The 7,812-nt window shown below is 69.7% G+C and carries 7 protein-coding genes and 1 pseudogene; 3 read left to right on the top strand and 5 right to left on the bottom strand.

The genetic code is table 11. The annotated features are described in order from the left end of the window. Together KBI5_RS20820 and KBI5_RS20825 are read left to right on the top strand one after the other, a co-directional pair. Positions 1 to 522, top strand: a pseudogene (locus tag KBI5_RS20820) (lipid-transfer protein); the annotation flags it as partial. Positions 523 to 625: 103 nt separating this feature from the next. Further along, a complete protein-coding gene (locus tag KBI5_RS20825; protein ID WP_255353886.1) occupies positions 626 to 1,771 on the top strand; it encodes a TetR/AcrR family transcriptional regulator in 1,146 nt (381 codons plus the stop codon). A gap of 54 nt (positions 1,772 to 1,825) precedes the next feature. Here KBI5_RS20825 and KBI5_RS20830 read toward each other — a convergent pair whose 3' ends face one another. The 4 genes from KBI5_RS20830 to KBI5_RS20845 form a co-directional block, all read right to left on the bottom strand. Continuing rightward, positions 1,826 to 2,737, bottom strand: a complete 912-nt coding sequence (locus KBI5_RS20830) for a metal ABC transporter permease (protein ID WP_085016200.1) — start codon at positions 2,735 to 2,737, stop codon at positions 1,826 to 1,828. Continuing rightward, positions 2,734 to 3,660: a metal ABC transporter permease gene (locus tag KBI5_RS20835; protein ID WP_085016201.1), complete on the bottom strand. Its 927-nt coding sequence runs from the start codon at positions 3,658 to 3,660 to the stop codon at positions 2,734 to 2,736. The genes KBI5_RS20830 and KBI5_RS20835 overlap by 4 nt, the downstream gene beginning before the upstream one ends. Further along, positions 3,657 to 4,466: an ATP-binding cassette domain-containing protein gene (locus tag KBI5_RS20840; protein ID WP_035734015.1), complete on the bottom strand. Its 810-nt coding sequence runs from the start codon at positions 4,464 to 4,466 to the stop codon at positions 3,657 to 3,659. Before KBI5_RS20840 ends, KBI5_RS20835 begins: the two co-directional genes overlap by 4 nt. A gap of 115 nt (positions 4,467 to 4,581) precedes the next feature. After that, complete coding sequence (locus KBI5_RS20845) at positions 4,582 to 5,556, bottom strand: zinc ABC transporter substrate-binding protein (RefSeq protein WP_011436890.1); 975 nt, start codon at positions 5,554 to 5,556, stop codon at positions 4,582 to 4,584. 495 nt (positions 5,557 to 6,051) lie between these two features. Here KBI5_RS20845 and KBI5_RS20850 point away from each other — a divergent pair, with 495 nt between their 5' ends. Next, on the top strand, positions 6,052 to 6,444 hold the full coding sequence (locus KBI5_RS20850) for an SCO5389 family protein (protein ID WP_085016202.1): 393 nt from the start codon (positions 6,052 to 6,054) through the stop codon (positions 6,442 to 6,444). Between the two features lie 262 nt (positions 6,445 to 6,706). Here KBI5_RS20850 and KBI5_RS20855 read toward each other — a convergent pair whose 3' ends face one another. Further along, entirely contained in the window at positions 6,707 to 7,213 is a 507-nt protein-coding gene (locus KBI5_RS20855; protein WP_043591486.1) for a hypothetical protein, read from the bottom strand. Between the last annotated feature and the right edge of the window lie 599 nt (positions 7,214 to 7,812).

The raw sequence follows: 7,812 nt of genomic DNA on the forward strand, positions 1-7,812 counted from the left end.
GCCGCGGTGGTCGTTTCCGAGGACTTCGCGCGCGCCCACGGCCTGCGCGCCGATGTGGCGATCACCGCGCAGGCGATGACCACGGATACCCCGTCCTCGTTCGACGGGGACCTGATGCGCCTGGTCGGTTACGACATGACCGCGGCCGCCGCGCGGCAGGTGTACGAGGTGGCCGGGGTGGACCCGCTCGATGTGCGCGTGGTGGAGCTGCACGACTGCTTCACCACCAATGAGCTGATGACCTACGAGGCGCTGGGGCTGACTCCGGAGGGCACGGCGGAGAAGTTCATCGTCGACGGCGACAACACCTACGGCGGCCGGGTGGTGACCAATCCGTCGGGTGGGCTGCTGTCCAAGGGGCACCCGCTGGGCGCGACCGGGTTGGCGCAGTGCGCGGAGCTGGTKTGGCAGCTGCGCGGCGAGGCCGACAAGCGCCAAGTCGAGGACGTGACCGTGGCGCTGCAGCATAACATCGGCCTCGGCGGCGCCGCCGTGGTCACCCTCTACGAGAAGGTAGGCTGATCCACACCGAGGAGACCGAGGGGGTTGTACCGAGGGGGTTGTTCTGCCGGACCGCACGCTTGCGCCGCCGCGCGGCACCCGCCCGCGTAACCGGCGGGCGCTGATCCTTGGCGCCGCCTCGGACCTGTTCGCCCGCCGCGGCTACGACCAGATCGGCATGACCGATCTCGCCGAAGCCGTGGCGGTCGGCCCGTCCGCGCTGTACCGGCACTTCTCCGGTAAACAGGACCTGCTCCGCGAGGTCATCGCCGCAGGCCTGGCCCCGCTGCGGCACCTGCTCGATGATCTCGATCTCGCCGACCGCGCCGACCACGCCACGGCGTCGGCCCGGCTCGCCGCTCGCTGCCTCGACGAACGCCATATCGGCGTGCTCTGGCAGCGCGAAGCCCGCCATCTGACCCCTGACGACCATGCCCTGCTGCGCGCCGAGGTCCGCGAGATCGGACGCCGCCTCACCGGCCGGGTGCGCGCCGCCCGCCCCGAGCTCGACGCCCCCACCGCGGACCTGCTCACCTGGGCGATGCTGGCCGTGCTGATGAGCCCGTCCTTCCACCACCTGGACCTGCCCCGGCCCGCCTACGACGACCTGCTCGCCGAGCTCACCGACCTCGTGCTGGACACCCCGCTGCCCGGCACCTGCGCCGCATCGCCGCCACCACCGGCCGGACCGCCACCACCGGCCGGACCGCCGTTGCGGCTGGCCTCCCGCCGCGAGGCGCTGCTCACCCAGGCGGTGCGGATGTTCGCCACCCACGGCTACGCCGGCGTCGGCATCGAGGACGTCGGCAACGCCGTCGGCATCACCGGCCCCAGCGTCTACCACCACTTCCCGAGCAAGCTGGACATGCTGCGCACCGCGTTCCAGCGCAGCACGGCCGCCCTGTTGATGGACGTCAGCGCGATCTATCGGACTTCGAACGGCGCCGCCGACGCCCTGCGCCGACTGGTCGGCTCCTACATCCGGTTCACCCAGGCCCACCACGACCTGATCGGGCTGCTGATCACCGAAGTCGAGCATCTGCCGGAGGACGAACGCCACGCCGCCCGTCGGGCCCAGCACGACTACCTCACCGAATGGGTTCACCTGCTCCGGCTCGTGCACCCCGAGCTCGACCCCACCGCCGCCCGGATCCGGGTGCACGCCGCGGTCGCCGTCGTCAACGACACGGCCCGCACCCCGCACCTGCGGCACAACCCGGGCGTGCCGGGCGCGGTCGAGTCGATCTGCGGCCGGCTGCTCGGGCTCTGACCTGGCGCCTCCCGGGATTGCGCGCGACCGCGCTGGTGGCGCCGGTGGGTTCGATCAGGCCGAACGAGGCGCATCCGCGGACAGATGCCGCACCGGCCGCGCCAAGCCCGAGTCCGCGACCAGTCGGGTGACGATCAGCGTGACGGTGTAGGTGGCGGTGGCGGTGGCAAGGATGGCGAAGCTCGGGGGGATCCGCGGGGCGAGGTAGCTGGTGGTCAGCCCGACCCAGGTCACCGCGACCGCCACCGCGGTGGAGATCATCATTCCGTGGTAAGGGTGGGCGGTGAGCCGGTGGGCGGTGCCGGCGGGTGCGGCGAGCATACCGAGGAGCAGCAGGGCACCGACGGCCTGGGTGGCATCGGCTGCGGTCGCCCCGACGAGGCCGAGGAAACCGACGCCGAGGAGGCGGACGGGGACACCTCGGGCGGCCGCGACCGCGCCGTCCAGGCTGGCGAACAGCAGGGGACGCCCGATCGCGATGGTGGCGAGACAGAGGATTACGGCGAGTATGGCAGCCTCCCAGGCGTGGGAGGCGTCCAGGCCGAAGATCGAGCCGAACAGGACGGTGACACCGGCGGTGCCGTTGCCGGTGTTGCGGTGGGTGGTGTAAAGGGTGAGGAAGAGCACCCCGAGGCCGAGGACCCAGGCGAACACGCTGCCGATGACGACGTCATCGGCGTGGCCGCGGGGGCCGAGGGCGCCGAGGGCGCCGAGGGCRCATCCGACGGCGACGGTGGCGGCGAACAGGCSGACTCGGGCGTCGATCCCGGTGGCCAGGGCGGCGAGTGCGCCGGTGAACGCCACATGGGACAACGCGTCGGCGGTGAAGACCTGGGCCCGCAGGACGAGGAAGTAGCCGACGAGTCCGGCCGCCATGGCAATCCCCGTTCCGGCGATGAACGCATTCTGCATGAACGGGTGCTCGAACATCGCGGTCAGTCCCGTGTCCGCCGTGGCCGCGGTCATGCTGCTGCTCCGGTCATCCGGGGGACGCGGGCGGCCCGGCCGAGCAGGTCGTGCGCGCCGACGGCGAGACGGGCGAGGAGGTACAGGCCGAAGGAGAAGCTGGTGATGAAAAAGCCGAWCGGATAGGGCGAGTAGTAGGCCACGGTCAGCCCGGCCCAGGTGACCAGCAGGCCTAGCAGCACGGTGAGCGTGAGGCTGAGGGCCGGTCGGGTGGTGAGGACCTGTGCGGTCGCGGCCGGGATGACCAGCAGGGTGAAGACGAGGAGGGTTCCGGTGATCTGGCTGACCTCCGCGGCGGTGCTCCCGAGCATGATCAGGAAAGCCACCGACAGACCCCGCACCGGCACTCCGGCGGCGGCAGCCACGGCTGGATCGAGCGAGGCGAACAGCAGCGGCCGCCCGATGAGCGCCAGCACTGCCAGGACCGCCACGGCGACGGCGGTCAGCGTGAGGACCATGTCGTCGGTGATTCCCAGGAAGCTGCCGAACAGCAGCGTGTTGACCCCGCCGAGGAATCCCTTGTACAGGCTGACGAACAGGAATCCGCAGGCCAGCGCGAACGCCTGGACGGTACCGATGGTGGCCGACTCCGCGGCCCGCCCGGCGGCTGCCCCGCCCGCCCCGGGGATGGCCGCGATGATCAGCGCCGCGGTGAGGCAGAAGGCGAAGTAGCCGTAGGTCGCGCCCAAGCCGAGCCAGATCGCCCCGGCCGCGCCCGGGAAACCGGCCACGGCGAGGGTGTGGCCGGCGAAGGCCTGGCGGCGTAGGACCATGAACCATCCGGTTGCCCCGGCGGTCAGCGCGACGATGGTTCCGGCCCGGAACGCGTTCACCATGAACGGGTAGGCGAACATCTGCCGAACGTCGCGGACCAGGTCCCACGACAGGCCCGCGTCGGTCGCGACCACCGCTGCAGTGATCACAGGTGGCCGGTCCCGTCGTGACGGTCGGCGTGTACGGCGGGCGGCTCGGGCTGGCCGACGACGACGAGGCGCCCGTCGGAGGTGGTCAGCACCTCGATGGGGGCCTGGTAGAGCCGGCTTAACGTCGCACTGGTGATGACCTCGGCGGGAGGGCCCGAGACCGCGCCGCCGCCGGCGAGGTAGATGACCCGGTCGAGGCTGGACAGGATTGGGTTGACGTCGTGGGCGACCATCAGCACGGTCACCCCCGCCGTCTGGCAGATGGTGCGGATGAGGGTCGCGACCGAGGCGGCGTTGGGCGGGTCCAGGCTGTCCAACGGTTCGTCGAGAAGCAGCAGCCGGGGCCGGCGGGCGAGCGCCTGGGCGATCAGAAGCCGCTGCTGCTCCCCACCGGACAGCCGGCCGATCGGCTGGTGGGCGTAGCCGGTGGCGCCGACCTGCTCGACGAGTTCGGCGACGCGCCGCCGCGCGGTCCGGGCGCGATCTCCGCCGGGCAGCGGCAGACCCCACCGGTGGCCGTCGAGACCGAGGCGGACGATGTCAAGCCCCCGGATCCGTACCGACGGGTCGAAGCTCCGTCGCTGCGGCAGATAACCGACCTCGGTGCGGGCCCGCCCGGGATGCCGGCCCAGCACCACCACCCGCCCCGCGGCCAGCGGCAGCAGGCCAAGGGCCGCCTTGAGCAGGGTGGACTTACCGACGCCGTTGGGACCGAGGATCGCGACGAACTCCCCCGCGCCGGCCTCGACGTTCACCCCGCTCCACACCATCCGCCCACCGAGACGAACCGCCGCACCCTCGAACATCACCGCCGGCGCGGCCGGCCTGCCGGCGCTGACCGGCGCCACCGCCGCGTCAACCTCGGCGCTCGCGCCGTCGGTTCGAGGGTGCGCCACCGCCGCCATTCTCGTCACCTTCCGCTTACTTTCCGGTTGCCTGCGCCAGCGACCCGCGCAGGGCTTCCAACTGGGCGACCTGCCAGTCCTGGAACGACGCTCCGGCCGGGACGAGCGTCTCGGTGATGGTGGTCACCGGGATGTGGGCCGCCTTCGCCTCCTCGATCTGCCGCCGCACGTCCGGGGTGGCGTTCTGGCTGTTGTAGACGTAGATTTTGATCTTCCCGGTCTTGATCTGGCTGTCGCTGGTGCTCTTGTCCGCGACAGTCGGATCGCTGCCCTCCGAGATCGCACGCAGGAAGGCCGGCGGGGTCAGCAGGTTCAGCCCGAGCGCTGGGGACAGCATCGCGAAGATGCTCTCCGAGGCCCCGACCGGCGTCCCGGCATACTTCTTCTTGATTGTCGCGATGAGATCGGTGTACGGCTTGAGGGTCGTGGCGGTGAAGGATGCCCGCTGCTGATCGAAGTAGCCCGAGTCGACGGGGTCGATCTTCTTGTAGTCGGCGGTGACCTGGTCGATCACTTTCGCGACGTCATCCGGGTTGTACCAGCGATGCGGGTTGTCGCCGTCCTTCGCGCCGACCAGGTCGCCGACGGTCAGCGTCACCCGCCCGGTCGCCGGGTTGGCCGCCGCCAGCTTGCCCGCCCACGGGTCGTAGCCGACGCCGTTGTCGATGAACAGCCGCGCACCGGCGATCGCCCGGCCGTCGGCGGGGGTCGGCTCATAGTCATGCGGGTCGGCGTCGGGATTGTCGATGATGCTGGTGACCGCCACCCGGTCGCCCCCCAGCTGGGCGGCGATGCTGCCCCAGAAGTTCTCGGCCGCCACCACGGTGATCTTCTTGCCGCCGGTGGCGCCGGTCCCGGTGTTCCCCGACGAGGACGTCCCACACGCGGCCACGACCATCGCCACGCCGGCGGCCACTACCCCCAGGCCGCGCGGCACCCGCCCGGGCCGCACCCGCCAGCGCCGCACCGTGACCAGCCGTGCACCATCCACCACGATCTCCCTGCTTGTTACCCGACCGGACCTGCTAGCAGGACCGGGATTCATTGCCGCAAAGGTAGTCGCTAATGGAAACCGTTACAAGTTCGAGTTCGAGCGGTCGGCGATGACGCGGGGCGAGCCTCCCCGCCGCCTACCCGTCCACCCACCCGTCCACCCGTCCACCCGTCCGTCCACCCGTCCAACCGTCCGTCCACCCGTCCACCCGTCCACCCGTCCGTCCAACCGTCCAACCGTCCAACCGTCCAACCGTCCACATGATCGACCAGGTGCTTTGTCGGGTCGGACGTCCTGTACCGTCCACCGGGGCGTGCGCCGGGTGCATGGAGGCGGACGCGTCGCATCGCATGGCAGATCCGGCGGGGTGTYGGGGCGCCCCGTCGCGGCGCAATCGATCTGCATACGGAGTATTACTGTTGGTATTGACAACGGTTGTTACATCCAAGACAGTGGTGATCGTTGTCGCTRCCACCAGCCCAGGAGGTATCCATGTCCCTGACGGTGTCGCCCGACCTGTTGGAGCAGGCCGAACAAGGTCACGTCGACGAGGCCGACTTCCTCGCCTGCATCCGCACTTCCCTGCCCTACGCCTACGGCCTGGTCGAGCGGCTCGCCGGCGAGCTGCCCACCGCAACCCGCGACTTCGCCGACAACCAGACCCCGCCCGCGGACGACGCCGAGCAGGGCCAGCTGTTGCGGGCGATGGCCAGCACCTCGATACGCGCGGCTCTGGAACGGCACTTCGGCGTGGCGCTGGCCTTCCAGAACTGCCATYGGCTGGCCGCTTTCCGCCCCCAGGCCACGAGCGGYGAGCAGTACCGCCGCTTCGTCTCCCCGGAGAGCCAGGTCCTCAACCAGCAACCGGAGTTCGTCAACTGCTAGCCTGGGCTCCCGGGATATTTTGATCCCGATGGCCTGGTGGGCCGGTGTTGTCCATTTTGTACCGGATTTTTTGTACCGGATCTGTCCTGGACGTTCATCCACCGGCCCGCCTGGCCCATCGATCAGAATCGGGTAACGCCCACAATGTGGCGTCGATCGGGGAAGCGTCGAGGCAGACGGACCTCCTACCTCGCGTTCATCAACGCCACGAACACCAAAGCGTCGATCGCGCAACGGGGCAGGGCGCTGTGGCGTGTTACCGCTACCGCGTTGGGATGCTCAGGATGACGTCGCGGCCCACGCTGCTCACGGTCGGATGCGCCGGCGGTGCTGGCCTGCGTCCACACAGCCCGAGGTAGTAGGTCACCACACCCTCGAAGTCGCCGCCCTGCTTCACGTGGACGACATTCGTTGTCCGGCCGAGAGGGAAGAGGTTCCTTGGAGCGGCGGGTCGACCTTCGATGTTGTGCGCGGCGGAATTGTGGAAGGTGACCTTCACGAAGGATCGGCCCAGCACAAAGACTCGATTACCGGATCCGTCCTGGATCAGCCCCGATCTCGGCACGTACTCGGCTCTGACATCTTTCGGCGCTGACGGCCGGAAGACGAAGGTGACGATGTCCACCCGGGCGCTGGCCGCGTGGGCGAAGCGGATGTGCATGAGCACGGGTGTGACCGGTGGAGCCGCCCGAGAAACCCCCGCCTCGGTGAAGACCAAGCTGAGGGTGAGGAGCAGGACGGCGCTTATGGCTGCGGCGATCCTTCTCATTGCTGGTTCCTTTTTCTTCGCTGCTTGAGGGGCACCGAAAGGCGTCCAACCTGATACGTGTGGCCAAGCGTCCCGTGGTGGCGCCCGGGCCGGGCCGGGCACCGCACGCGGGGCGTGTGCGCCGCTCGCGCGGACCGCTTCCGGGTAGCTGGCGCACGGCAATCGGTATGAGTCAGGGCCCTGCCACGGAGGGAGACACGGATCGCCGTTATGAGTCTCGGCGAAGGCGTTGCTCCTTACTCCGTGCATGAGGCCACCCCCTCGGGGGGTTCCGCTCGCGGCCTACAGGTTCCGCCCTGCCCTGGGGGGTGTCAATTTGGCGAACCGGCGGAATCCGGGCCGGTGGCCGGGGGCCGGTGGCCTAGGCTGGAACCGTGCACGATGGCGTGGTGACGCTGTTCCTCTGCGGCGACGTGATGCTAGCGGGAGTTTCCTAGATAGTTCGATCTTGGTTGGAGTTTTCGCAGCTCATGACCAAAGTTGATCTTCCGGATGTGTATTACCTAAGTCCGGGGTGCCCACCTCGCGAGGCCGAAGATCTCGGCGAGCCGGTCCTGGGTGGGGGTGGTCTCGGTCAGCATACGGCGCGCTTTCGGTCG

This window comes from Frankia sp. KB5 (genome assembly GCF_002099325.1).
GTDB classification, from domain to species: domain Bacteria; phylum Actinomycetota; class Actinomycetes; order Frankiales; family Frankiaceae; genus Frankia; species Frankia casuarinae.